This window comes from Pseudomonas sp. GD03858, assembly GCF_029840925.1.
Taxonomy (GTDB): Bacteria; Pseudomonadota; Gammaproteobacteria; order Pseudomonadales; family Pseudomonadaceae; genus Aquipseudomonas.
This window is the reverse complement of the sequence record NZ_JAOCDM010000010.1, coordinates 45,772-71,191: the sequence shown is the minus strand read 5'-3', so window position 1 is coordinate 71,191 and position 25,420 is coordinate 45,772. Positions and strand designations below refer to the sequence as shown.

Genomic DNA, 25,420 nt, shown 5'->3' with positions numbered 1-25,420 from the left:
TGGTGCGGAGGCCATTGGGAAGCGCCTCTCGAACAGAGTCGACATGGTACGTATCAGGATTCGGAAAGTATTAGTTTGCTTGTAGGGTAATTCTGAAAGGCTGCGCAGGTTTTTCGTATTGGCTCGGGCGCGAGTCAGGTCTTGCCTGGAATGCCGTATTTGCGCAGACGCTGGGCAATCGCGGTGTGCGATGTCTGCAGGCGTCCGGCCAGTTGTCGGGTCGAGGGATAGCTGGCGTACAAGCGCTGCAGCAGTTCCCGCTCGAAGTCCCCGACCGCCTGCTCCAGGCTCGCCACCTCGCCATCCTGGCCACGGGCGACCGAAGTGCCGGCGATATCCAGGTCACCGATGTTCACCATGTTGCCCTCGCAGATGGCCGCGGCGCGGAAGATCACGTTCTGCAACTGGCGCACGTTGCCCGGCCAGGGGTTGGCCAGCAGCGCCGGATGGGTGGCCGGGGCCAGGCGGCAGGGCGGGCGCTGGATCTGGGTGCAGGCTTGCTGCATGAAAAAGTGCGCCAGCGAGAGGATGTCCTGGCCGCGCTCGCGCAACGGCGGTACCTGCAGGTTGAGCACGTTGAGGCGGTAGAACAGGTCTTCGCGAAAGGTGCCTTCGGCCACCATGCGTTCCAGGTCGCGGTGGGTGGCGCTGATGATGCGCACATCCACCTTCACCTCACGGTCGCCACCGACACGACGGAAGCTGCCGTCGCTGAGAAAGCGCAGAAGCTTGGCCTGCAGGTACGGCGACATCTCGCCGATCTCGTCGAGGAACACCGTGCCCTGGTTGGCCAACTCCATCAGCCCGGGCTTGCCGCCACGCTGGGCGCCGGTGAAGGCGCCAGGGGCGTAGCCGAACAGTTCGCTCTCGGCCAGGCTCTCGGGCAGCGCCGCGCAATTGAGTGCCAGGAACGGTGCGCCATGACGGCTGCTGATGGCATGACAGGCGCGGGCCACCAGTTCCTTGCCGGTGCCGGTCTCGCCATGCACCAGCAAGGGCGCATCGAGGGTGGCCACGCGCAGGGCGCGCGCCTTGAGCGTGCGGATGGCCGGGGAGTCGCCGAGCATGGCGTCGAAGCCTTCGGCATGGTCGTGGTGCAGGGCTGACAGGCGCTCGCCCATGCGGTTGGGTGGGTACAGGGTGAGCAGCCCGCCGGCGTTGGTGATCGGCGTGGCGTCCAGCAGCAGGCTCTGGCCGTTGAGCTGCATTTCCCGCATGGGCAGGTGGAAATTGTTGTCCAGCAGGGCCTGGAGCAAACCGCGGTCGTTGAACAGCTCGCCCACCGAGCGCCCGGCCGACTCGCGTCCGCACAGGGCGATCAGCGCCGGGTTGGCCAGCAGCACATTGCCCGCGCTGTCCACCGCCAGCACCGGGTCGCTCATGGCGGCGAGCAGGGCGTCGAGCTGCAAGTGGCGGCGTTGGCCGGGGAGGATGTCGACCACTTGCACCGACTGCACGCCGTGGACCTCGAACAGGGCGTCGTGCAGCTCCTCGAGCACGGCTGGGCTCAGGGTCGGGGCATCGATGTAGACGTTCGGCGGAACCATCTCCACGGCGTCGAGATTGAGGTTGCGGGCACCGAGCAGGGCCAGGACTTCCTGGGTGATGCCGACGCGGTCGATGAAGCTGACGTGGATGCGCATGGGGGAGGCGTTAGTAGCCGAGGAGGGCGACAGTATGCCTTGCGATGTCGTTCTAGCCCACTATTGCCGGGGCTGCTGCGCAGCCCTTTCGCGACACAAGGCCGCTCCTACAGGTGCGTGCGATCCCTGTAGGAGCGGCCTTGTGTCGCGAAAGGGCCGCGTAGCGGCCCCGAGGATCACCCCAGATGCTCGGGCTTGATCGGGTCGCCCGATTTCACATCCAGCTTGGTGCGAATGTCTTCGAACATGTAGTCATACAGCTTGTGCGGCGAACCGAGGTTCTCGAACTTCTTCGGTGGCGGCAGGTACGACTGGGCCTTGCGGCTCAACTGCATCAGAAAGCTCGGCAGCACCTGGTCCTTGGCCAGGAAGAATTTCTCATCGACGGTCTTGCCCTCGATGTTGCCATGCATGTGGAACTGGATACCTCTGCCTTCCTTGGGGTCGGTAGCCGCCTCGTATTCGATATTGAGGTCGTAGCTGTGGTCGTTGGTGTTCAGCGCGGTGCGCTCAATGTGTACATGACCGGGCGCGTACTGGGCCATGGCAGACTCCTTCGGAAGGTTGAAAACGGCGGGTGCCAGGCACCCGCCAACCGCATTCAACGGTAGCTGATGCCGAGCTTGGCGGTGGAAACCCGGGTGCCAGCGGTGCCCTTGACGATGTCCTCGATGTTCTCCAGCGAGCTGATCACCGCCACCTTGCCGGTGTGGCGGGCGAAATCGCAGGCGGCCTGGACCTTCGGCCCCATGGAACCTGCGGCGAAGCCCAGCCGTTCAAGTTCGTCGGGGTGCGCCTGGGCAATGGCTTTCTGCGTCGGCTTGCCCCAGTCGATGTACGCCGCGTCGACGTCGGTGGCGATGATCAGCAGGTCGGCTTCCAGCTGTTCGGCCAGCAGCGCCGAGCACAGGTCCTTGTCGATCACCGCTTCGACGCCCTTGAGCTTGCGGTTCTTGTCGTACATGGTGGGGATGCCGCCGCCGCCGGCGCAGATCACGATGCTGCTCTTCTCCAGCAGCCACTTGATCGGGCGGATCTCGAAGATGCGCTTGGGTTTGGGGCTGGCCACCACACGGCGGTACTTGTCGCCGTCGGGCTTGACCACCCAGCCTTTCTCCTTGGCCAGGCGTTCGGCTTCGTCCTTGGCGTAGACCGGGCCGATGAACTTGGTCGGATCCTTGAACGCCGGGTCGTTGGCGTCGACTTCCACCTGGGTGAGCAGGGTGGCGAACGGCACCTCGAAGGCCAACAGGTTGCCCAGTTCCTGTTCGATCATGTAGCCGATCATGCCTTCGGTCTCGGCGCCGAGCACGTCCAGCGGATAGGCTTCATCCGGCTTGTACGACAGCCCCTGCAGCGACAGCAGGCCGACCTGCGGGCCGTTGCCGTGGGCGATGACCAGCTCGTTGCCGGGGTGGATCTTGGCGATCTGTTCGGTGGCGGTGCGGATATTGGCGCGCTGGTTGTCGGCGGTCATCGGTTCGCCGCGGCGCAGCAGGGCGTTACCGCCCAATGCAACAACGATACGCATGGGGAATGTCCTTGTCTGGTTGGAGCGGCAAGCTGCAAGCTTCAAGCTACAAGAAAAAACGGATCGCACGCGGTCTCGCTTCTTCTTGTAGCTTGCAGCTTGTAGCTTGCCGCTACTGGGTGTTCAGAGATCAGCCAGGGTCGACACCAGGATCGCTTTGATCGTGTGCATGCGGTTCTCTGCCTGCTCGAAGGCGATGCACGCCGGCGACTCGAACACGTCATCGGTCACTTCGATGCCGTTGCTCAGGTCCGGATACTGTTCGGCGATCTGCTTGCCGACCTTGGTCTCGGAGTTGTGGAACGCCGGCAGGCAGTGCATGAACTTGGTGCGTGGATTGCCGGTGGCTTTCATCAGCTCCTTGTTCACCTGGTAGGGCAGCAGCTGCTTGATGCGCTCGCCCCAGGCCTCGACCGGCTCGCCCATCGACACCCAGACGTCGGTATGCACGAAGTCCACGCCCTTGACCGCGGCTTTCGGATCTTCGGTCAGGGTGATGCGCGCGCCGCTTTCCTCGGCGTACTTGCGGCAGCGCTCGACCAGGTCGTCATGGGGCCACAGCGCCTTGGGCGCGGCGATGCGCACGTCCATGCCGAGCTTGGCGCCGATCAGCAGCAGCGAGTTGCCCATGTTGTTGCGGGCATCGCCCAGGTAGGCGTAGCTGATGTCGTGCAGCGGCTTGTCGCTGTGCTCGCGCATGGTCAGCACGTCGGCGATCATCTGGGTCGGGTGGTACTCGTCGGTCAGGCCGTTGAACACTGGTACACCGGCGAACTTGGCCAGTTCCTCGACGATCTCCTGCTTGAAGCCACGGTACTCGATGGCGTCGTACATGCGCCCGAGCACGCGGGCGGTGTCCTTCATGCTCTCCTTGTGACCGATCTGCGAGGAGTTGGGGTCGATGTAGGTGACGTTGGCGCCCTGGTCGTAGGCGGCGACTTCGAAAGCGCAGCGGGTGCGGGTCGAGGTCTTCTCGAAGATCAGGGCGATGTTGTTGCCCTTCAGGTGCTGCTGCTCGGTGCCGGTGTACTTGGCGCGCTTGAGGTCGCGGGACAGGTCCAGCAAGTAGCGCAGCTCGCGGGTGCTGTGATGTTCGAGGCTGAGCAGGTTGCGGTTGTGGATATTGAACGCCATGACGGTTCTCCTTGGATTCGGTGAGGTGTCCGGCCGCCGCCTCGTGGGCGTGGCCGGGTTCGGTGGGCGTTAATAGTCGATGGGGTCGCGCACGATCGGGCAGGTCATGCAGTGGCCGCCGCCGCGGCCCCGGCCCAGCTCGCCGGCGCTGATGGTGATGACCTCGATCCCGGCCTTGCGCAGCAAGGTGTTGGTGTAGGTGTTGCGGTCGTAGCCGATGACCACGCCGGGCTCCACGGCCACCACGTTGTTGCCGTCATCCCATTGCTCGCGCTCGGCGGCGAAGCTGTTGCCGCCGGTCTCGACCACGCGCAGCTTGACCCCCAGGTGCTCGCCGACCACCTCGATGAACGACTTGTTCTCGCGGCGCACGTCCATGCCATACGGTTTGCTTTCGTCCGGGCGGATGATGAACGGCACGATTTCCTTGACCACTTCCGGGAAGACCGTGACCAGGTCGCGGTCGCAGAAGCTGAACACGGTATCCAGGTGCATCGCGGCGCGGGACTTGGGCAGGCCGGCGACGATGACTTTCTCCACCGCGCCCTTGGCGAACAGGTTCTGCGCCAGCTGGCCGATGGCCTGGCGCGAGGTGCGTTCACCCATGCCGATCAGGACCACGCCCTTGCCGATCGGCATCACGTCGCCGCCCTCGAGGGTGGCGTTGCCGTGGTCCTTGTCCGGGTCGCCGTACCAGACTTGGAAGTCGGCGCCAGTGAACTCTTTGTGGAACTTGTAGATGGCGGTGGTCAGCAGGGTTTCCTGGCGTCGCGCCGGCCAGTACATCGGGTTGAGCGTCACGCCGCCGTAGATCCAGCAGGTGGTGTCGCGGGTGAACTGGGTGTTGGGCAGCGGCGGCAGGATGAAGCTGGAGTGGCCGAGGTAGTCGTTGTACATCTTGATCACGTCGGCGCCTTCGCTCTGCGGCAGGTCCTGACCGGCCACGCCGCCGATCAGGAACTCGGCCAGGTGACGTGGCTCCAGGCCTTCGAGCCAGCTGCGCACTTCGTTGGTGAGGCCGACGCCGACGGTATCGGAGGTGATCTTGCGGTCGAGAATCCACTTCAGCGCATCGGGCTGCTGGACGATGTCGGTCAGCAGGTTGTGCATTTCCAGCACATCGACGCCGCGCTCGCGCATCTTGGTGACGAAGTCGAAGTGGTCGCGCTTGGCCTGGTCGACCCAGATCACATCGTCGAACAGCAGCTCGTCGCAGTTGCTCGGGGTCAGGCGTTTGTGCGCAAGGCCCGGGCTGCAGACCATCACTTTGCGCAGTTTGCCGGCTTCGGAATGAACGCCGTATTTCTGTTTCTCAGTGGACATGGTGAATCCTCCTGTAAAGCGAAGACGTGGGGTTCAGAGCGTCAGGAAGCCGTCGTACAGGCCGTAGGCCGCCACCAGGGCGCCCGCGACCACGGCGGCGAAGATCAGTTTTTCCACGCTGGTGAAGATCGGTTGGCCGACCTCACGCTTGGCCTTGGCGAACAGGATCGCGCCAGGGGCATAGAGCAAGGCCGAGAGCAGCAGGTATTTCACGCCGCCGGCGTACAGCAGCCAGATGGCATACACCAGGGCGATGCCGCCGATGATCAGGTCTTTCTTGCGCTCGGCCAGGGCCTGTTCGTAGGTCTCGTTGCGCCAGGCCAGCAGGAAGGCGTAGGCCGCCGACCACAGGTAAGGCACCAGGATCATCGAGGTGGCGAGGTAGATCAGCGACAGGTAGGTGCTGTTGGAGAACAGGGTGATGACCAGGAAGATCTGCACCATGGCGTTGGTCAGCCACAGGGCGTTGGCCGGCACATGGTTGGCGTTCTCGCGGCGCAGGAACGCCGGCATGGTGTGGTCCTTGGCGGCGGCGAACATGATCTCGGCGCACAGCAGCACCCACGAGAGCAGGGCGCCCAGCAGCGAGATGATCAGGCCGACGCTGATCAGCACCGCGCCCCAGTGGCCGACCACGTGCTCCAGCACCGCGGCCATCGACGGGTTCTGCAGCTTGGCCAGCTCCGGCTGGGTCATCACGCCCAGCGACAGCACGTTGACCAGCACCAGGAACAGCAGCACGGTGACGAAGCCGATGACCGTGGCCTTGCCGACGTCGGAGCGTTTTTCCGCACGGGAGGAGAAGATGCTCGCGCCCTCGATGCCGATGAACACCCACACGGTGACCAGCATCATGTTGCGCACCTGGTTCATCACGCTGCCCAGCTCCGGCGTGCCCACGCCCCAGATGTCGGCGGTGAACACATCGAGCTTGAAGGCGAACAGGCAGATCAGGGCGAACAGCGCCAGCGGCACGACCTTGGCCACGGTGGTGACCAGGTTGATGAACGCTGCTTCCTTGATGCCGCGCAGCACGAGAAAGTGCACGGCCCACAGCAGGATCGAGGCACCGATCACCGCCGCTGGCGTGTTGCCCTCGCCGAAGATCGGGAAGAAGTACCCCAAGGTGCTGAACAGCAGCACGAAGTAGCCGACATTGCCCAGCCAGGCGCTGATCCAGTAGCCCCAGGCCGAGGAAAAGCCCATGTAGTCGCCGAATCCGGCCTTGGCGTAGGCATACACCCCGCCATCCAGATCGGGCTTGCGGTTGGCCAGGGTCTGGAAGACGAAGGCCAGGGTGAGCATGCCCACCGCGGTGATGGCCCAGCCGATCAGCACGGCGCCGACGCCGGCGCTGGCCGCCATGTTCTGCGGCAACGAGAAGATCCCGCCGCCAATCATCGAGCCGACGACAAGTGCGACGAGCGCACCCAGTTTTAGTTTTCCGGGAGAATCAGACATTTAACGACTCCGTACCAGGAGAAAGTTGGCTTCAGAATAAATCTGACGCCGGGATCATTAGCTGACTTAGATCAGTTCATGCCTGCATGAAGGTGTGAAAAATCCTTCATGCGTCTCCTGGAGGATGCCGACAGCTCTGCCGCAGGCCTTGTGCGCTGGCACCTCCGTGTCCATCCAGAGCAAACGCTCCGTTTTGCCTGCGAACTGTGAAGTTAGACACTTTTAGGCGTTTCGCAAATTTTTCACAGTAAACAGCGACAGGTTTAGGCGAGTTGCCAAATAGTTGGCAACTGTCATTTTTAACAGGTGGCGGCTATAGACAACTCTGTTATGAGTGCTATAGCTTTTAATGGCTTGATTTAATAAGAAACTTGTAACATTCATGCTGCTTAATTCGTTTACGCGTGCCCGCGCACGGGGAACCCCATGAGCGAACCCGGACAAAAGCTGCGCCTTGGCGCGCTGATCGCGTTGGTGGTCGGCTCGATGATCGGTGGCGGGATCTTCTCGTTGCCACAGAACATGGCCGCGCGCGCCGATGTCGGTGCGGTGTTGATCGGCTGGAGCATCACCGCGGTGGGCATGCTGGCGCTGGCCTTCGTGTTCCAGACCCTGGCCAACCGCAAGCCCGAACTCGACTCGGGGGTGTATGCCTACGCCAAGGCCGGGTTCGGCGACTACATGGGCTTTTCCTCGGCCTGGGGCTACTGGATCAGCGCCTGGCTGGGCAACGTCGGTTATTTCGTGCTGTTGTTCAGTACCCTGGGCTTCTACTTTCCGGTGTTTGGCGAGGGCAACACGCCGCTGGCCATAGGCTGCGCCTCGCTGCTGCTGTGGGCCGTGCACTTTCTCGTGCTGCGCGGCATCAAGGAAGCGGCGTTCATCAACCAGGTGACGACCGTGGCCAAGGTGGTGCCGCTGCTGATCTTCATCGTCATCGCCGCCGTCGCCTTCCGCGCCGACATCTTCACCCGCGATATCTGGGGCCTGAGCAACCCCAAGTTCGGCAGCGTGCTGGAGCAGGTGCGCAACATGATGCTGGTGACTGTGTTCGTGTTCATCGGTATCGAGGGCGCCAGTGTCTACTCGGGGCGCGCGTTGCATCGTTCGGACGTGGGCAAGGCCACCGTGATCGGCTTTCTTGGGGTGCTGGCATTGCTGGTGCTGGTCAATGTGCTGTCGCTGGGGGTGATGACCCAGCCGGAGCTGGCCGGGTTGCAGAACCCGTCGCTGGCTTCGGTGCTGGAGCATATCGTCGGGCCCTGGGGGGCGTTGCTGATCAGCATTGGCCTGGCGGTGTCGCTGCTGGGCGCCTTGCTGTCGTGGGCGCTGTTGTGCGCGGAGATTCTCTTCGCCACCGCCCGCGACAAGACCATGCCGCGGTTCCTGGCGCGGGAGAACGCCAACCAGGTGCCGGCCAACGCCCTGTGGCTGACCAATGTGATGATCCAGGGCTTCTTGTTGATCACGCTGTTTTCGGCGGGCACCTATACCAGCCTGATCTACCTGGCGTCGTCGATGATCCTGGTGCCGTATTTCTGGTCGGCGGCCTATGCCGTGCTGCTGGCCGTGCGCGGCGAGGGCTACCAGGGGCAGGCCGGATTGCGCCGCAAGGACCTGCTGATCGCGCTGGTCGCGTTGCTGTATGCGGTCTGGCTGCTGTACGCCGGTGGCCTCAAGTACGTGCTGCTGTCGGCGTTGCTCTATGCCCCTGGGGTGATCCTGTTCGCCCGGGCCAAGCGCGAACAGGGGCAGGCATTGTTCACCCGTTTGGAGAAGCTGATATTCGCTGCGGTGCTGGTAGGGGCAGGATTGGCCGCATACGCGTTGTATTCGGGGTTGCTGAGCCTTTAGAAAATCGCGGGGCAAGCCCGCTCCCACGGATCCATCACCACTGTGCCTGTGCCGAGCCCAGTTGCGATGCCCCACGCTCCCAGGCCATCGACGCTTCACCCACTTTCAACGGCCCTCTGATCCGTTGTGCCTCGCCCCAGGCCGTGCATTCCATGACGGGGTCGAGATCCTCGGGTGACTCCGCCGCCAACGGCAGATCCTCCTCCATCGTTCCCCGCTCGATCAGCAGCTTGGCGGTACGCGCCAGCGACAGCCGGCTTTGGCAAGCCTCGCCACTGCGCAGGCGCTCGGTCAGCGCGCGTATCACCTCGGCGGCCATCAGGTACCCTGTGGCATGGTCCAGCGCCTGCACCGGCAACGGCACGGGCCGGTCCATCTGTCGCCAACGCATGCCTTCGCGCGCGATGCCAGTGCTCATCTGCACCAGGCTGTCGAATCCACGCCGATCTCGCCAGGGGCCGCTCCAACCATAGGCGTTGAGGCTCACATCGATCAGGCCGGGGTTGAGCTGGCGGCGTGGCTGCGCGCCGAACCCAAGGCGCTCGAGGGCATCGGCGCGGTAGCCGTGGACCAGTACATCGGCTTCGGCCAGCAGTTGTCGGAAAACCTCCTGGCCCGCGCGGGTGCGCAGGTCCAGGCGCGCGCAGCGTTTGCCCAGCGTGACTTCGGCGGCGACCGCCGGCTCTTCCCAGCCAGGTGGATCGAGGCGCAGCACATCGGCGCCAAAGCCGGCCAGCAGGCGAGTGGCAATGGGGCCGGCGAGAATGCGGGTGAGGTCGAGCACCTTGATTCCGTTCAGCGGCCTGGCCTCGCTGCCTTGCCAGGCAAGCGGCGCGCCCGCGTGAGACTCGCGCAGAATCAGCGGCTCGCGGTTGACCGCCAGGCCTTGAGGATGCCCGCACCACTCCTGCCAATTGCGCATGCGCGCCGCGCAGCCGCCGTTCTTGACGATGGCGGTTTCCAGGGCGTCGGCATCCCATGCGAGCACTCGATTGCTCACGCTGTCCCGGTCGGCCGGACAGCCAAGCACCTGCAAGGCCGCGGCGCGATGATGGGGCGCATTGGTGTGCAGGCGTATCCAGCCATTGCGGGCCTGGTAGTCGCCGGCGATGGCATCCCACAAGGGCGGTGGCTGCCAGCCCAGAGGGCGCAGGCTGGTGCCGAACCAGAGCGATGCCAGGCGGCGATCGACGCTGACCGGCGGACAGTGGTGCAACTGGCTTGCCAGCAGCTTGGCCAAGGCCAGACCGCAGGCCGCGAAACTGGCCGAGGCCAGGCCGGTGACGGCGAACGCGGAGGGCAGGGCGCCGATACCGTGCCAGCGCACGGCATCGGTGTCCAGAGTCAGGGAGTCGGCGATGGTCTCGAGCAACGGCCGCATGCGGGATCCTCCTTCGTGGACCCCATTGCAGTACATCTGGCGCCGCGGCGCAAATGAATCAACCTCGCAGTTCGACGGCGCCTTGCGTGGTCGGGCGTTCCGGGCGCGACCAGATCCACAGATTGCCCAGGGTCATGCCGCCGATGGCGAGGAACACCGGCCAGCGGTGTTCGAGAAAGGTCAGCATCAGGCCGGCACACAGCAGCATGCTGATGGTCGCGCTGATCTTGGCGCGCCGCTGGATCACCTTGCCGTTGCGCCAGTTGAAGAGAATCGGGCCGAACAGCCGGTGGTTCTCCAGCCAGGCTGACAGGCGCGGCGAGCTGCGGGTGGCGGCCCAGGCGGCGAGCAGGATGAATTCGGTGGTCGGCAATCCGGGGATGACGATGGCCACGAGGCCTATCCCCAGGCTGACGTAGGCGAGGATCGCGTAGAGCAGACGGGACAGTTTCGAGCGGGCGATTCGGGTCATGGTCTCACTGCAACGGTGCGGCCGCCCGCAGGCGGCCGGGGTAAAGCGTGTCAGGCCAGCGCCGCGTCGGTGGCGTAGGCATGCTTGAGCAGCTCGGTGAAGCGCTCGAAGGCGGCGACCGCGCCACGTTCGGCGGCGGCGTCTTCCTCGGGCGACAATTCCAGGCCGTCGAGGATCCGGGTGAACTGTTTCCAGCCTTCGGCGCGGCCACCGGCTGGCTCGCCCAGGTGACGAGCGCCGAAGGTCTCGGACAGTTCCAGGGCCACGGCACGCTTGATCAGGAACGCGGCGCCCAGTTTGGAGCCTTCGGAGACGAAGATCCAGCCCAGGGCCTCGCCCAGGCTTGGGTTCTGCAAGGCCCCGGCGAACGGCGCCGGCACTTCGGTGTCGAGGTCGGCCAGGTCCAGGCGGGCCTGTTCGGCGCGGCAGCGCTCGGCCAGGTCAGGAACGATGGCGATCAGCTTGGGGTCGGTGTACAGCGCTTGCAGTTCGGACTGGAACAGGTACTGGGCGACCACGAAGCGGGCGAAGCTTTCGCGGCTGTCGAACGGCTTGTGCGACTTGACCAGGGCGTCGAGCTCGGTGTGCGGGGCGTGGGTGACCTGGTTCAGGCGTTGGGAGCGCAGCGCGGCGCGTTCGGCGGACGGAGTGGTCATGGGGGCATCCTTGGGAAATGGGGCTGTCTAGTGACAAGACGAAAGAGAAGACGCGGGACAGTAAAAAAACCTCACCTGCGAAGTGAAATCATTCTCATGACTTGAAACGGGCGGCACCTGCATCGCGGGCGCCGCCCTTTTCAGTCGATCAGATATCCCACACCAGATTGATGGCGAAGTTACGGCCAGGGGCTGTCAGGCGATCCAGGTTGGCCGGCTGGGTAGCGGCTGCTTCGCTCTGCCCATTGGGGTTGCCGACCATGGCGTACTTGCGCACGTCATCCCATTGCCAGTACTTCTTGTCGGTAAGGTTGTACAAACCGCCATTGATGGTCAGATCGTCGGTGATCCGGTAGAACCCGGTCAGGTCGAGCACACCGTAGCCAGGGGTACGGAAATCGGAGCTGGAACCGTCGGGAGCAAAGAACTTGGTGTCGTCCACGCGGTTCTTGCGTTTGACCACGGTCCAGCTGAGCTGGGTGCCATAGTCAACCTGCTCGTAGCCCAGGCCGAACACGCCGGTCAGCGGGTTGACGCTGTTGAGAGGTTGGCCGGTGTCGTCGTTGCGCCCGTAGGCATAGGCGATGGAGCCGACGGTGTACAGGCCCTCTGGCGCGCCGAAGCGGTCCAGGTTCAGACGACCCTTGACCTCGGCGCCCTTGATGGTCGCGTGCTTGATATTGCTGGCCTGGAAGGCGCTACCCAGGTTGGACGATTTGACGGCCTCTTCATTGATGAAGTCGCGATACTTGTTGTAGAACACTGCCACATCGAAGTTGCCAGCGTCGAAGTTGCCACGCAGTCCGGTTTCGTAGCTCTTGCTCTTTTCCGGTTCCAGACCTGGATTGGGCTCCACCGCATAACCTCCGGCGAGGTTTGTGAAGCGACCCCAGATGGCTTTGGCGCTTGGCGTACGGAAACCTTCGGCGTATTGGCCGTACCAGGTGTAGTTGTCGTTGAAGGCATAGGTCACCCCAAGCTTGGGCGACAGACGGTGCCACTTCTTGTCAGCATCATCGATACCGCTTTCCGGGGTCGGGCTGGTGTCCTGGACGCCCCGCAGGTACTCGGCGGTCATCTTCGGATCGATGCGGGTGTAGTCGTAGCGTGCGCCGGGCAGGAAGGTCCAGTTGTTCCAGCGGATCTCATCCTGGGCGAACAGGCTGTAGGTGTTGATGGTCGGATCCGGGAAGTCGCTGACCGGTGCCGGGGTGTCGGCCGGGCTGTTCTGGCCGATGAAGCGGCAGGCGCCGCCCACCACCAGGCAGGTGCCGTTGCCGGTACGCAGGCCGGTGATCTTTTCATGTTTGAGCGTGGTGCCGTAGGTGAGCAGGTGGTCGGTTTCACCGATACGGAACGCTTTGTCCAGCTGGGCATCGAGCACCCATTGGCGGTCCTTGTAGGTGGTGTCGCGTTCGCGCAGCACAGTGCGGCTGAACGGGAAGTAGATTTCAGAGGTTTCCTGGTCAGTCTTGGCGATCTGGTAGTTCAGGCTCCACTTGACGTGGTCGGCGAGCAGTGTGTCCAGGCCGAACTCGTGATTGATGCCGAAACGTTCGCGGGTAACGGTGTCGTTACCGGTACGGCTGCGGTACATGCCCAGGGGGCGGTTGCCGTCATACGGCCCACCCACCGCGCTGAGGATGTTCTGGTCGCGATCATCCTTGTAGTGCTCGTAGGTCAGCCCGAGTCGCGCGTCATCGGCGTAATTCCAGCCCAGCTTGGCCAGCACGTTGGTGGTGCGAACGTCTTCGGGGTTGGCCTTGGTTCGCGCGATGCCGGGGCCACCGTGCCCGCCATAGGACTCGGTCTCATGGCCGTTGCGCTGGCTCAGGTGCAGCAGGCCGTCGAACTCGCCCTGGCGGCCCGCGACGGTGGCCGAGGTCAACCAGCTTTCGTCGGCGGAGCTGTAGCCGGACTTCAGGCGTGCGCCGACATCCTTGCCTGGCTTGATGATGTCTTCCGGGTCCAGGGTGTAGTAGCTCACCGCGCCACCAATGGCATTGCTGCCGTACAGCACCGAGGCCGGGCCGCGCAGGATCTCCACCCGCTTGACGATCTCCGGATCGACGTAGTTGCGTTGTGTCTGGGCATAGGGACCGTAGAAGAAACTGTCGGGAATCGTTACGCCGTCCACCTGGGTCAGCACCCGGTCGCCATCGATACCACGGATGTTGTAGCCGTTCAGGCCGCTGCGCTGGCCGGTGCCGGACACCGAAACGCCGGGCTCGTAACGCACCAGCTGCTTGATGTCGTTAACGTTCTGCCGATCCAGCTGCTCACGGGTCTGCACGCTGACGGTGCTCGGCACCTGGCTGACATCCTGGGCGCTGCGGGTGGCGCTGACGGTGACCTGCTGCAGGGCGATGACGTTGCCGGCGGACTGGCGCTCGAGCACCACGTTGCCGTTACCGATCTTGCGGTAGCTCAGGCCTGTACCGCGCAGCAGGCGCTGCAGTGCCGCCTCCGGGGTCAGCGAGCCCTGCACGCCCGGCGAGGCGACGCCGTCGGCCAGCGTGGCGCTGAAACCGACCTGCCAACCGGTCACCTTGCTGAAGGCGTTGATGGCTTCGACCAGCGGCTGCTGGGTGATGGCGAAGCGGTAGTCGCCCATGCGCGGGCTGCTCGCCTGGGCCGGCTCCACGGCCAGCACCGGCAGGCTGCAGGCGCCGCTGGCGAGCAGGGCCAGGGTCAACAGGGACAATTGCCCGCTACGGCGGGAAGAAGAGGACGGGCGGGTTTGACCTGTGGGCATCGAGAGCGCTCCCTGTCGCGCGTGGGTTATAGGCAGTGTTTGTTCTCGTTTTCGAACGAGAATCAATCGTATTGGCTATAACGAGACGGGCGACAGGGGGCGATCGCGTAAAAAAACTTCGGATCAGTTGAGAATCACCAGCGCGGGGTACTCGTGCAATTGCGCCGAGGTGATGTGAGCCAGGGCGCGAAGCGTTTCCAGCGGCTGGTCGAGACGGTAGTTGCCCGTGACCGCGACCTGCTCCAGCTCGGCATTGCGGCTGATGATCCAGCCGGGGTAGTAACGGCGGACTTCGGCCAGCACCTGGCTGAGCGGGCAGTTCTCGAACACCAGGCGGCCTTCGACCCAGGCCAGGTCCTTGCGCAGGTCCGCGCGTTGGCGTTCGCTGAAGCCCTTGGGGCCGACGTTGATGCTGTCGCCAGCGCTGAGGCGGATGCGCTGGTCACTCGCTGCCTGCAGGTCGACATCGCCGCGTTGCACGCGGACCTGAGCCTCGCCATCGAGGTAGCGCACGGCGAAGTCGGTATCGCGCACGCTGGCGCGCAAGGGGCCAGCCCTCACCTCCAGCGGAGGCTGGCTGCTGCCCGATACCTGGAAGTACGCCTCGCCCTGCAGCAGGCGGGCCACCTGGCGACCACCCTGCACATCGCTGGCGAAGGCCGAGTTGGTGTTGAGCAGCACCTTGGCGCCATCGTCCAGTTGCAGGCGCTGGCGCTCGCCGACCACGGTAAGGTGGTCGGCCTGCAGGCGTACGGGCAGGTTGCCGAAGGTGAACAGCCCGACCAGCAGCACGGCGGCCGTGGCCAGTGGTTTCCAGTGCCTGCGCAGGCGTCCGCCAAGCGAGTGCCGCTGCCGCCGGTGCAGACGGTCGGCGGCCTGGCGCAGTGGCGTGCCATTCCATAGCGCTTCGGCCTCGACATAGGCTTCGGCGTTCTCCGGTTCGGCGCCGAGCCAGTGCTCGAACGCCTGGGTGTCTTGCTCATCGGCGCACTGCAGGCGGATCAACCAGTCCAGCGCCTCTTCGCGGGCACGGGCGCGGGCGTCGGGCTCGGCGGGTGTCGGGCGAGGGGCGGGGTGGTCGGTCACGGGGAATCCTTGCAGCGGCATTTTTTTGCGCATGATCGGCGCAGGCCCGGCGCATGGCAAGGGGTTTGCGCGGATCGGCGGCGAGCGGTCGGGTCACTGGTGACGATCGGCCACGCCCATGCAGATGGCCATGATCAGTTTCAGTTCCTTCTGCACGGTGCTGGCCGAAACCTGCAACTGCTCGGCGATTTCCAGGTAACTGGCGCCGTGCAGGCGACTGAGGATGAAGATGCGTTGCTGGCGTGCGCTCAACTGGCCGAGGCTGACGCTCAGGTGCTTGAGCAACTGTTCGGCGTGAGCGGCGTCCTCGCTGCTGCCGACCTGGGCGGCGACGTTGTGCAGGACCTGCTCGGGCACGTCGTCCACCAGGGTCCGGGCCTGCACCCGACGGGCGCGCAGGTGGTCCAGGGCGAGGTTGCGCGCGGTCTGGAAGACGAACGGCTCCAGGTGTTCGATGGGCCGTTCACCCAGGGCGCGGGTAACGCGCAGGTAGGTTTCCTGAAGCAGATCCTCGGCTGTGCTGGGGTTGCCCACCATGCGCTGCAGCGTGCGCAGCAAGGTAAGGCGCTGGGTGAGGAACACTGAATTGAACCGGGACTGACTCACGGGGAAACCTGGTCGATTTTTCGGATGAATGATAATGCTTATCATCCGTGCCAAAGGTCAAGCGCGGAAATGTCACGAACAGGTAAATATTGCGGCTAACGCGATCCCTGTAGGAGCGGCCTTGCCGAGGCGTCGGACCGGTCGGAAAGGGCCGCGCAGCGGCCCCAGGATTTCGATGTGGATACAGATATTGCTGGGGCCGCTTCGCAGCCCTTTCCGACCGGTCCGACGCCTCGGCAAGGCCGCTCCTACAGGGAACCGTGCAAAACGTCACCTGGCGTTGAACAACGCCAGGCAGTTGTCCAGCATGCGGTTGGAGAAGCCCCATTCGTTGTCGTACCAGGCCAGCACCTTGAGCATGCGCCCGTTGGCGCGGGTGTGGTTGGCGTCGAAGATCGACGACAGCGGGTTGTGATTGAAGTCGCACGACACCAGCGGCAGGGCGTTGTAGCCCAGCACCCGGGAGTGGCGGCTGGCCTCGAGGAACAGCTGGTTGACTTCGTCGGCGTTGGCCTCGCGCTTGAGGTTGACGGTGAGATCGACCAACGACACGTTGATCACCGGCACCCGCACGGCCATGCCGGTGAGCTTGCCGGCCAGTTCCGGCAGCACCAGGCCCACCGCCTCGGCGGCGCCGGTCTTGCTCGGAATCATCGACTGGGTGGCCGAGCGGGCGCGGTACGGATCGCTGTGATAGACGTCGGTGAGCACCTGGTCGTTGGTGTAGGCGTGGATGGTGGTCATCAGGCCCTGTTCGATGCCGAACTCGCGGTGCAGCACCTGGGCGATCGGCGCCAGGCAGTTGGTGGTGCACGAGGCATTGGAGATGATCTGGTGCGAGGCGCGCAGCACATCGTGGTTGACCCCGTACACCACGGTGGCGTCGGCACCCTTGGCCGGGGCGCTGACGATCACCTTGCCAGCGCCGGCCGCCAGGTGGGCGGCGGCTTTGGCGCGTTCGGTGAACAGTCCGGTGCACTCGAAGACGACGTCGATGGCCAAGGTCTTCCAGGGCAGCTCGGCGGGGTTGCGGATGGCGCTGACGGCGATGCGATCGCCATTGACGGTGAGGCTTTCGTGGTCGACCTCGACGCTGGCGTCGAAGGTGCCGTGGACGCTGTCGTACTTGAGCAGGTGGGCGTTCATCGCGCTGTCGCCCAGGTCATTGATGGCGACGACCTGCAGGTCCTGGCGGTAGCCCTGCGTGTACAGTGCGCGCAGGACGTTGCGGCCGATGCGACCGAATCCGTTGATGGCGATGCGTAGGGTCATGGCGTTACCTCTGGCAGTCGGGTGAAGCCTGTGGCACAAAGGGCAGCTTCACTGAAACGGTTTTGTTGTTGGAATTACAAGATTATTCACCGAGAGATAGAAAACAAGCCTTTTTGCTGGCAGTATTTTGTTTAAACATACAACGAGTGGTCGGGTCAGCCCTATTTCGAACGGTCCAGGCACCTTTTTCTAGAGCCTAGGTCGCAATCGTTTGGAGGGGAAATGGCCAGTGGAGGCCGCCCCACAGTTAGCCTGGAGTCCAGTACATGCATCCGCGCATCCTTGAGGTCACCGAACGGCTGATCGCCCGCAGCCGCCGTACCCGTGAACGCTACCTTGAGCTGATCCGTGGGGCGGCCAGTGACGGACCCATGCGCGCCAGCCTGCAGTGCGCCAACTTCGCTCATGGCGTGGCCGGCTGTGGTGGCGAGGACAAGCAGACCCTGCGCCTGATGAACGCCGCCAACGTGGCCATCGTCTCGGCCTACAACGACATGCTCTCGGCGCACCAGCCGTACCAGCACTTCCCCGAGCAGATCAAGCAAGCCCTGCGCGAAGTCGGCTCGGTCGGCCAGTTCGCCGGCGGCGTGCCGGCCATGTGCGATGGCGTCACCCAGGGCGAGCCGGGCATGGAACTGGCCATTGCCAGCCGCGAAGTGATCGCCATGTCCACCGCCATCGCCCTGTCGCACAACATGTTCGACGCCGCGCTGATGCTGGGCATCTGCGACAAGATCGTTCCCGGCCTGATGATGGGCGCGCTGCGTTTCGGCCACCTGCCGACCATCTTCGTGCCGGGCGGGCCGATGGTCTCGGGCATCTCCAACAAGGAGAAGGCTGATGTGCGCCAGCGCTACGCCGAGGGCAAGGCCACTCGCGAGCAACTGCTCGAATCGGAAATGAAGAGCTACCACGGCCCGGGCACCTGCACTTTCTACGGCACGGCCAACACCAACCAGCTGGTGATGGAAGTGATGGGCCTGCACCTGCCGGGCGCTTCGTTCGTCAATCCCTACACGCCGCTGCGCGACGCCCTCACCGCCGAGGCCGCGCGCCAGGTCACGCGCATGACCAAGGCCAGCGGCAACTTCATGCCCATCGGCGAGATCGTCGACGAAAAGGCGCTGGTCAACTCGATCGTCGCCCTGCACGCCACCGGCGGCTCGACCAACCACACCCTGCACATCCCCGCCATCGCCCAGGCCGCCGGTATCCAGCTGACCTGGCAGGACATGGCCGATCTGTCCGAGGTGGTGCCGACGCTGTCCCACGTCTATCCGAACGGCAAGGCCGACATCAACCACTTCCAGGCCTCCGGCGGCATGGCGTTCCTCATTCGCGAGCTGCTCGACGCGGGCCTGCTGCACGAGGACGTCAATACCGTGGCCGGGCACGGCCTGCGCCGCTATACCCAGGAGCCGTTCCTCGAGGATGGCCAACTGGTCTGGCGCGAAGGGCCGCAGGACAGCCTCGACGAAAGCATCCTGCGTCCGGTGGCGCGGCCGTTCTCCGCCGAGGGCGGCCTGCGGGTCATGGAGGGTAACCTGGGGCGCGGCGTGATGAAGGTATCGGCGGTGGCGCCAGAACATCGCGTGGTCGAGGCGCCGGCCCGAGTATTCCACGACCAGCAGTCGCTGGCCGATGCGTTCAAGGCCGGCGAGCTGGAGCGCGACTTCGTCGCCGTGGTGCGCTTCCAGGGCCCGCGTTGCAACGGCATGCCCGAGCTGCACAAGCTGACACCGTTCCTCGGCGTGCTGCAGGATCGCGGCTTCAAGGTGGCGCTGGTTACCGACGGGCGCATGTCCGGCGCCTCGGGCAAGATCCCGGCGGCCATCCACGTGTGCCCGGAGGCTTTCGACGGTGGCCCGCTGGCGCGGGTGCGTGATGGTGATATCGTGCGCGTCGATGGTGCCGAAGGCACGCTGCGGATCATGGTCCCGGCCGAGGAACTGGCCAGCCGTGAACTGCCCGAGCCGCCCACGGGCAACGACCTGGGCTGCGGGCGCGAGCTGTTCGGCTTCATGCGCGTGGCGTTCAGTTCCGCCGAACAGGGCGCGAGCGCCTTCACCTCGGCCCTGGAGAATCTCAAATGAATGCCTTGCTGGTCGGCGACATCGGCGGCACCAACGCACGTTTCGCCTTGTGGCGCGATAACGAGCTGCAGGCGGTACAGGTGCTGGCCACCGCCGACTACACCAGCCCCGAGCAGGCCATCGAGGCCTACCTCGCCGACCAGGGCATCGCCCGTGGCGGCCTGACGGCGGTGTGCCTGGCGGTAGCAGGCCCCGTGGACGGCGACGAATTCCGCTTCACCAACAACCACTGGCGCCTGAGCCGCAGCGCGTTCTGCCAGACGTTGCAGGTCGAGCGCTTGTTGCTGATCAACGATTTTTCCGCCATGGCCCTGGGCATGACGCGCCTGCGCGACGGCGAGTTCCGCGAGGTCTGCGCAGGCCTCGCCGACTCGTTGCGCCCGGCGCTGGTGATCGGCCCCGGCACCGGCCTGGGCGTGGGCAGCCTGCTGCGCCTGGGCGAGCACTGGCTGGCGCTGCCGGGGGAGGGCGGGCATGTCGACCTGCCGGTGGGCAATGCCCGCGAGGCGGCGATCCACCAGGAGATTCACCGGCAGATCGGCCATGTCAGCGCCGAGACGGTGCTCAGTGGCGGTGGGCTGGTGCGTTTGTACCAGGCGATCTGTGTGCTCGACGGCGTCACGCCGACGCACAAGAGCCCGGCGCAGATCACCGACGCGGCCTTGGCCGGCGAGCCCCGGGCGCTGGCGGTGATCGAGCAGTTCTGCCGCTTCCTCGGTCGGGTGGCGGGTAACAACGTGCTCACCCTGGGCGCCCGGGGTGGGGTCTACATTGTCGGTGGGGTGATTCCGCGTTTCGCCGAGTTGTTCCTGCGTAGCGGATTTGCCGCGAGTTTCGCCGACAAGGGCTGCATGAGCGGTTACTTCGCCGGGGTGCCGGTATGGCTGGTGACGGCGGAGTTTTCCGGGTTGCTGGGGGCCGGGGTGGCCTTGCAGCAAGCGTTGGACCATTGATTGCTGGGGCCGCTTCGCGGCCCTTTCGCGACACAAGGCCGCTCCTACAGGGCAACGCGATCAACTGTAGGAGCGGCCTTGTGTCGCGAAAGGGCTGCGAAGCAGCCCCCACAGCAGACACAAAGATCTGCGTTTACAAGAGGACTGACCATTGTGACCACTGCCGGCAAATCGATCCTGATGGTCGACGACGACCAGGACATCCGCGAACTGTTGCAGACCTACCTTGCCCGCTGCGGCCTGCAGGTCCATGCCGAACCCGATGGCCAGGGCTTTCGCCGCGCCCTGGACGCCAACCCCTACGACTTGGTGATCCTCGACGTGATGCTGCCCGACGAGGACGGCTTCAGCCTGTGCCGCTGGGTCCGCGAGCACCCGCGCCAGGCGCGGGTGCCGATCATCATGCTGACCGCCAGCTCCGACGAGGCCGACCGGGTCATCGGCCTGGAACTGGGCGCCGACGACTACCTCGGCAAACCCTTCAGCCCGCGTGAGCTGCAGGCCCGGATCAAGGCCCTGTTGCGCCGCGCCGATTTTGGCCAGGCGGCGCCGGCCAGCGCGGTGCTGGCCTTCGACGACTGGCGCCTGGACACGGTCAGCCATCGCCTGTTCCATCGCGATGGCGAGGAGGTGATCCTCTCCGGCGCCGACTTCGCCCTGCTCAAGCTGTTCCTCGACCACCCACAGCAGATCCTCGACCGCGACACCATCGGCAACGCCACCCGCGGGCGCGAGCCGATGCCGCTGGATCGCATTGTCGACATGGCGGTCAGCCGCCTGCGCCAGCGCCTGCGCGACACCGAAAAGCCCCCTCGGCTGATCCGCACCGTGCGCGGCAGCGGCTATCTGCTGGCGGCCAATGTCTGCCCGGCCTAGCGAGCGCCGCTGGCGCCTGCTGCCGCGCTCCTTGCTGGGGCGCATGCTGCTGCTCACCTTGCTGGTGGTGTTGCTGGCCCAGGGGCTGTCCAGCCTGATCTGGGTGGCGCAATTGCGTGCCAGCCAGCTGCAGGGCCTGCGTGCCAGCGCTGGCAGCCTGGCTCATTCGATGAGCGCCAGCGTCAGCTACTTCCGTTCGCTGCCGGTGGCCTACCGGCCCATGGTCCTCGACCAGTTGCGCAGCATGGGCGGCACGCGCTTCTTCGTCTCGCTCAACGTCAAGCCGCTGGAGATGCCGGTGCTGCCGATCACCCCGCGCAAGCAGGCGGTGATCGACGTGTTCCAGGAGGTGTTGCACGAGCGCCTGGGCCAGCAGCTGGAGATCTCCGTCGAATTCGTCAGCCCCGATGACCTGCGGATCTTCAACAGCGGCCTGAAACTCGATGAGCTGCCCCGTTCCTGGGCGCACTACTCGTTGACTCTGGAGCCGCTCAACCCGCCGGTGCTGGTGACCCAGATCCGCCTGGGCGAGGGCGAGTGGCTGTACATCGCCTCGCTGTTGCCCGAGCCCTACACCAGCCTCGAGGCCGAGCGCCTGCCACGTCAGCAGATCGGCTTCATCGCCATGACCACTGCCCTGCTGTTGCTGTTCATCGGCCTGTTGGTGCACTGGCAGAGCCGGCCGCTCAAGCGCCTGGCGCGGGCGGCGCGGGAAATGTCGCTGGGCGCCGACGTGGCCCCGGTGGCCGAGGGCGGCGGCAGCGAAGTGGTCGAGGTGGGGCGGGCGTTCAACAGCATGCGCGAGCGGATCAGCCGCTATCTCACCGAGCGCGCCCAGTTGTTCAGCGCCATTTCCCACGACCTGCGCACGCCGATCACGCGCCTGCGCCTGCGGGTCGAGCTGCTCGAGGACGAGAAGCTGCAAGCGAAGTTCAGCCGCGACCTCGACGAGCTGGAGCTGCTGGTCAAGGGCGCGCTGCAATGCGTCAAGGACACCGATATTCACGAGAACATCGAACCGATCGACCTCAACCAGGTGCTGGAGATGCTCGCCGAGCCATACCTCGGCGACGGCCGCATCACCCTTGAAGGACAGGCGCTGGCGCCATACCCCGGCAAGTCGCTGGCCCTGCGCCGTTGCATCGGCAACCTGATCGATAACGCCATCAAGTACGGCGAGCGGGCGCACCTGCGGATCCTCGACAGTGCCGAGGGCTTCGTCCTGCAGGTGGACGACCAGGGCCCGGGGGTGCCGGAGCAGCGCCTGGAGCAGGTGTTCGAGCCGCATTTCCGGCTGGCCGGGCAGCAGCAGGGCTATGGGCTGGGGCTGGGGATCGCGCGCAACATCGCCCACAGCCATGGCGGCGAGGTGAGCCTGTTCAACCTGCGTGAAGGGGGATTGCGAGTGACCTTGTACCTACCCCGTACAGCCGATTGACACGATCCCCTGTAGGAGCGGCCTTGTGTCGCGAAAGGGCTGCAAAGCAGCCCCGGCAATTTCAGTATCTGCGCCGAGATCCTGGGGCCGCTCTGCGGCCCTTTCGCGACACAAGGCCGCTCCTACAGGGGCCTGATGTCACTAAGTGGTGACAATCGAGCCGGTCTTCGTGACATGCCAGCCAGGACGGCTGACTAGAATCGGCTGACAACAACAAGGAAGACCACGCCCATGGCCAACCGCTGGATCGACTCCCCGACACACCATGCCTGGCTCGACCTCGAGGCCTTGCGCCTGCTCAGGTTCGCCAGAGCCTCGCGCCTGTCCCAAGGCTTCGGCAACCTCGACGACGAAGGCCGCCTGCCCCGTTGCGCCCTGGCCGAGACCATGAACACCGCGCGCATGACCCACAGTTTCGCCTTGGCGCATATCCAGGGTGTTCCGGGTTGCCGCGAGCTGGTCGAGCATGGCGTCGAGGCCCTGCTGGGCCCGCTGCGCGATCAGGAGCACGACGGCTGGTACGCGCAGCCCGAAGGCCATGGCGACAGCGGCAAGGCCGCCTACCTGCATGCCTTCGTCGCCCTTGCCGCCAGTTCGGCGGTGGTGGCGGGCGTGGCGCAGGCCCAGGCACTGCTGGATGCCGTGGTCCGGGTCATCGAGCAGCGCTTCTGGTGCGAGGAGGAGGGCGCCTTGCGTGAGTCGTTCTCCCGCGACTGGCGGCAGGCGGAGGCCTACCGTGGCGCTAACAGCAACATGCACGGCGTCGAGGCGTTTCTCGCCCTGGCCGATGTGACCGGCGAGCCGCTGTGGCTCAAGCGTGCCTTGCGGATCGTCGAACGGTTGATCCTTGGCCGGGCCACCGTTGACGGTTTCCGGGTCACCGAGCATTTCGACGAGCACTGGCAGGCATTGCCCGACTACAGCCGCGACAATCCCGCCGACGGTTTCCGCCCTTATGGCACCACACCTGGTCATGCCTTCGAGTGGGCGCGTCTGGCGCTGCATCTGGAGGCGGCCCTGCAACGGGCACAGTTGCCAGCCCCAGAGGGGCTGCTGGTGGCCGCCAGGGGGCTGTTCGACAGCGCCTGGCGGCATGCCTGGCAGGCCGACGGTGCGCCGGGCCTGGTCTATACCCTCGACTGGCACGACCGTCCAGTGGTGCGCGAGCGCCTGCACTGGGTGCATGCCGAGGCCTGCGCCACCGCCGCGGCCTTGTCGAGGCGCACCGGTGAGGCGCAGTACGAACAGTGGTATCGCTGCTTCTGGGATTTCATCGCCAGCCATTTCATCGACCACGCCCACGGCAGTTGGCATCACGAACTCGATGCTACCTTGCTGCCCAGTGCGCGAATCTGGGGCGGCAAGCCCGACCTCTATCATGCCTATCAGGCCCTGCTGCTGCCGCGCCTGCCGCTGGCGCCGAGCCTGGCCACGGCCCTGGCTTTGTAACCAAACGATGACATTCGCGCATCCGTTCGTTACCTGGCGCCGGGCGCGAGCTCCCTACACTCCATGCCATGCAAGCGACAGTCTTGCCTCGCATAACAACAAGAAAGGTATTCCCATGCATTCGACGCTTCGTCTCGCCGCCGCGATCTCCTTCGCCTCACTCTGCTCTCTCAATGCCCATGCCGCCGAATCAAAAGGCAATGTGGAGGTCGTCCATTGGTGGACCTCCGGTGGTGAAAAAGCTGCCGTCGACGTGCTCAAGGCCCAGGTCGAGAAAGATGGCTTCACCTGGAAAGACGGCGCCGTGGCTGGCGGTGGCGGCGCCACCGCGATGACCGTGCTCAAGAGCCGCGCCGTGGCCGGCAACCCGCCCGCCGTCGCCCAGATCAAAGGGCCGGATATCCAGGACTGGGCCGCGACCGGCCTGCTCGATCCTGATGTGCTCAAGGATGTGGCCAAAGCGGAGAAGTGGGACAGCCTGCTCGACAAGAAGGTTGCCGACACCGTCAAGTACGACGGTGACTACGTGGCCGTGCCGGTCAACATCCACCGTATCAACTGGCTGTGGATCAACCCCGATGTGTTCAAGAAGGCCGGCATCGACAAGGCGCCGACCACCCTTGAGGAGTTCTACGCCGCCGGCGACAAACTCAAGGCAGCCGGTTTCATCCCGCTGGCCCACGGCGGCCAGCCGTGGCAGGACAGCACTGTGTTCGAGAGCGTGGTGCTCTCGGTGATGGGCGTCGACGGCTACAAGAAAGCGCTGGTCGAACTGGACGAAAAGGCCCTGACCGGCCCCGAGATGGTCAAGGCGCTTACCGAGCTGAAGAAAGTCGCCACCTACATGGACCCTGACGGCAAGGGCCAGGACTGGAACCTGGAAGCGGCCAAGGTCATCAACGGCAAGGCCGGCATGCAGATCATGGGCGACTGGGCCAAGAGCGAATGGACCCTGGCCAAGAAGACCGCTGGCAAGGACTACCAGTGCGTGGCCTTCCCTGGCACCGACCAGGCCTTCCTCTACAACATCGACTCGCTGGTGGTGTTCAAGCAGAAGGACAAGGGTACCGCGGCGGGCCAGCAGGACATCGCCCGAAAGGTGCTGGGCGAGGAGTTCCAGAAGGTCTTCAGCACCAACAAGGGCTCGATCCCGGTGCGCAACGACATGCTCGCCGACATGGGCAAGCATGGCTTCGACAGCTGCGCCCAGACCGCGGCCAAGGACTTCCTGGCCGACGCCAAGACCGGCGGCCTGCAACCGAGCATGGCGCACAACATGGCCACCACGCTGGCGGTGCAGGGGGCGTTCTTCGATGTGGTGACCAACTACATCAACGATCCGAAGGCCGATCCTGCGGATGCGGCGAAGAAACTCTACTCGGCAGTCAAAGCCGCCCAATAGCCAACGCCGAGGCTGGCGAGATCCCTGTGGGAGCG

Annotated in this window: 20 protein-coding genes; 7 read left to right on the top strand and 13 right to left on the bottom strand. The window is 64.9% G+C overall.

The genetic code is table 11. From position 1 onward, the window contains the following. Positions 1–134 precede the first annotated feature (134 nt). From N5D48_RS04930 to arcD (N5D48_RS04905), 6 genes are all read right to left on the bottom strand, one after another. Complete coding sequence (locus tag N5D48_RS04930) at positions 135–1,643, bottom strand: sigma-54-dependent transcriptional regulator (RefSeq protein WP_279881737.1); 1,509 nt, start codon at positions 1,641–1,643, stop codon at positions 135–137. Between the two features lie 176 nt (positions 1,644–1,819). After that, positions 1,820–2,188, bottom strand: coding sequence for a DUF5064 family protein (locus N5D48_RS04925; RefSeq protein WP_279881735.1), 369 nt, complete (start codon positions 2,186–2,188; stop codon positions 1,820–1,822). A 56-nt stretch (positions 2,189–2,244) separates the two neighbouring features. Beyond that, on the bottom strand, positions 2,245–3,174 hold the full coding sequence (gene arcC / locus N5D48_RS04920) for a carbamate kinase (protein WP_279881733.1): 930 nt from the start codon (positions 3,172–3,174) through the stop codon (positions 2,245–2,247). 123 nt (positions 3,175–3,297) lie between these two features. Then, positions 3,298–4,308: an ornithine carbamoyltransferase gene (locus N5D48_RS04915; RefSeq protein WP_279881731.1), complete on the bottom strand. Its 1,011-nt coding sequence runs from the start codon at positions 4,306–4,308 to the stop codon at positions 3,298–3,300. 69 nt (positions 4,309–4,377) lie between these two features. Next, entirely contained in the window at positions 4,378–5,631 is a 1,254-nt protein-coding gene (gene arcA / locus N5D48_RS04910) for an arginine deiminase (protein ID WP_279881729.1), read from the bottom strand. Between the two features lie 33 nt (positions 5,632–5,664). Beyond that, entirely contained in the window at positions 5,665–7,092 is a 1,428-nt protein-coding gene (gene arcD, locus N5D48_RS04905) for an arginine-ornithine antiporter (protein ID WP_279881727.1), read from the bottom strand. A gap of 426 nt (positions 7,093–7,518) precedes the next feature. On the opposite strand from arcD (N5D48_RS04905), the gene arcD (N5D48_RS04900) reads away from it, so the two are divergent. Beyond that, positions 7,519–8,946, top strand: a complete 1,428-nt coding sequence (gene arcD, locus N5D48_RS04900) for an arginine-ornithine antiporter (RefSeq protein WP_279881725.1) — start codon at positions 7,519–7,521, stop codon at positions 8,944–8,946. Between the two features lie 34 nt (positions 8,947–8,980). Here arcD (N5D48_RS04900) and N5D48_RS04895 read toward each other — a convergent pair whose 3' ends face one another. The 7 genes from N5D48_RS04895 to gap form a co-directional block, all read right to left on the bottom strand. Continuing rightward, positions 8,981–10,327 carry a CoA transferase gene (locus N5D48_RS04895; RefSeq protein WP_279881723.1) on the bottom strand — a complete coding sequence of 449 codons (1,347 nt, stop codon included), beginning with the start codon at positions 10,325–10,327 and terminating at the stop codon, positions 8,981–8,983. 58 nt (positions 10,328–10,385) lie between these two features. Beyond that, the gene (locus N5D48_RS04890) at positions 10,386–10,799 is read right to left on the bottom strand and encodes a YbaN family protein (protein WP_279881721.1); all 414 of its coding nucleotides are present in this window, start codon (positions 10,797–10,799) and stop codon (positions 10,386–10,388) included. Positions 10,800–10,849: 50 nt separating this feature from the next. Next, positions 10,850–11,455: a biliverdin-producing heme oxygenase gene (locus tag N5D48_RS04885; protein WP_279881718.1), complete on the bottom strand. Its 606-nt coding sequence runs from the start codon at positions 11,453–11,455 to the stop codon at positions 10,850–10,852. A gap of 148 nt (positions 11,456–11,603) precedes the next feature. Further along, positions 11,604–14,210 (bottom strand): TonB-dependent receptor, encoded by a 2,607-nt coding sequence (locus N5D48_RS04880; protein WP_279881715.1) that lies wholly within the window; start codon positions 14,208–14,210, stop codon positions 11,604–11,606. A 123-nt stretch (positions 14,211–14,333) separates the two neighbouring features. After that, a complete protein-coding gene (locus N5D48_RS04875; protein ID WP_279881712.1) occupies positions 14,334–15,296 on the bottom strand; it encodes a FecR domain-containing protein in 963 nt (320 codons plus the stop codon). Positions 15,297–15,389: 93 nt separating this feature from the next. Continuing rightward, positions 15,390–15,902 carry an RNA polymerase sigma factor gene (locus N5D48_RS04870; RefSeq protein ID WP_279881710.1) on the bottom strand — a complete coding sequence of 171 codons (513 nt, stop codon included), beginning with the start codon at positions 15,900–15,902 and terminating at the stop codon, positions 15,390–15,392. A 270-nt stretch (positions 15,903–16,172) separates the two neighbouring features. Beyond that, positions 16,173–17,174 carry a type I glyceraldehyde-3-phosphate dehydrogenase gene (gene gap / locus N5D48_RS04865; RefSeq protein ID WP_279881708.1) on the bottom strand — a complete coding sequence of 334 codons (1,002 nt, stop codon included), beginning with the start codon at positions 17,172–17,174 and terminating at the stop codon, positions 16,173–16,175. A gap of 266 nt (positions 17,175–17,440) precedes the next feature. On the opposite strand from gap, the gene edd reads away from it, so the two are divergent. The 6 genes from edd (at position 17,441) to N5D48_RS04835 (ending at position 25,385) form a co-directional block, all read left to right on the top strand. Continuing rightward, a complete protein-coding gene (edd, locus tag N5D48_RS04860) occupies positions 17,441–19,267 on the top strand; it encodes a phosphogluconate dehydratase (protein WP_279881706.1) in 1,827 nt (608 codons plus the stop codon). Then, a complete protein-coding gene (locus tag N5D48_RS04855; RefSeq protein WP_279881704.1) occupies positions 19,264–20,220 on the top strand; it encodes a glucokinase in 957 nt (318 codons plus the stop codon). The genes edd and N5D48_RS04855 overlap by 4 nt, the downstream gene beginning before the upstream one ends. Before the next feature lie 153 nt (positions 20,221–20,373). Then, a complete protein-coding gene (locus tag N5D48_RS04850) occupies positions 20,374–21,096 on the top strand; it encodes a response regulator transcription factor (protein ID WP_279881702.1) in 723 nt (240 codons plus the stop codon). After that, positions 21,080–22,534, top strand: coding sequence for an ATP-binding protein (locus N5D48_RS04845; protein WP_279881700.1), 1,455 nt, complete (start codon positions 21,080–21,082; stop codon positions 22,532–22,534). The genes N5D48_RS04850 and N5D48_RS04845 overlap by 17 nt, the downstream gene beginning before the upstream one ends. A gap of 231 nt (positions 22,535–22,765) precedes the next feature. Continuing rightward, positions 22,766–23,983, top strand: a complete 1,218-nt coding sequence (locus N5D48_RS04840) for an AGE family epimerase/isomerase (RefSeq protein WP_279881698.1) — start codon at positions 22,766–22,768, stop codon at positions 23,981–23,983. A 115-nt stretch (positions 23,984–24,098) separates the two neighbouring features. After that, complete coding sequence (locus N5D48_RS04835) at positions 24,099–25,385, top strand: ABC transporter substrate-binding protein (RefSeq protein ID WP_279881696.1); 1,287 nt, start codon at positions 24,099–24,101, stop codon at positions 25,383–25,385. Positions 25,386–25,420: the final 35 nt, after the last annotated feature.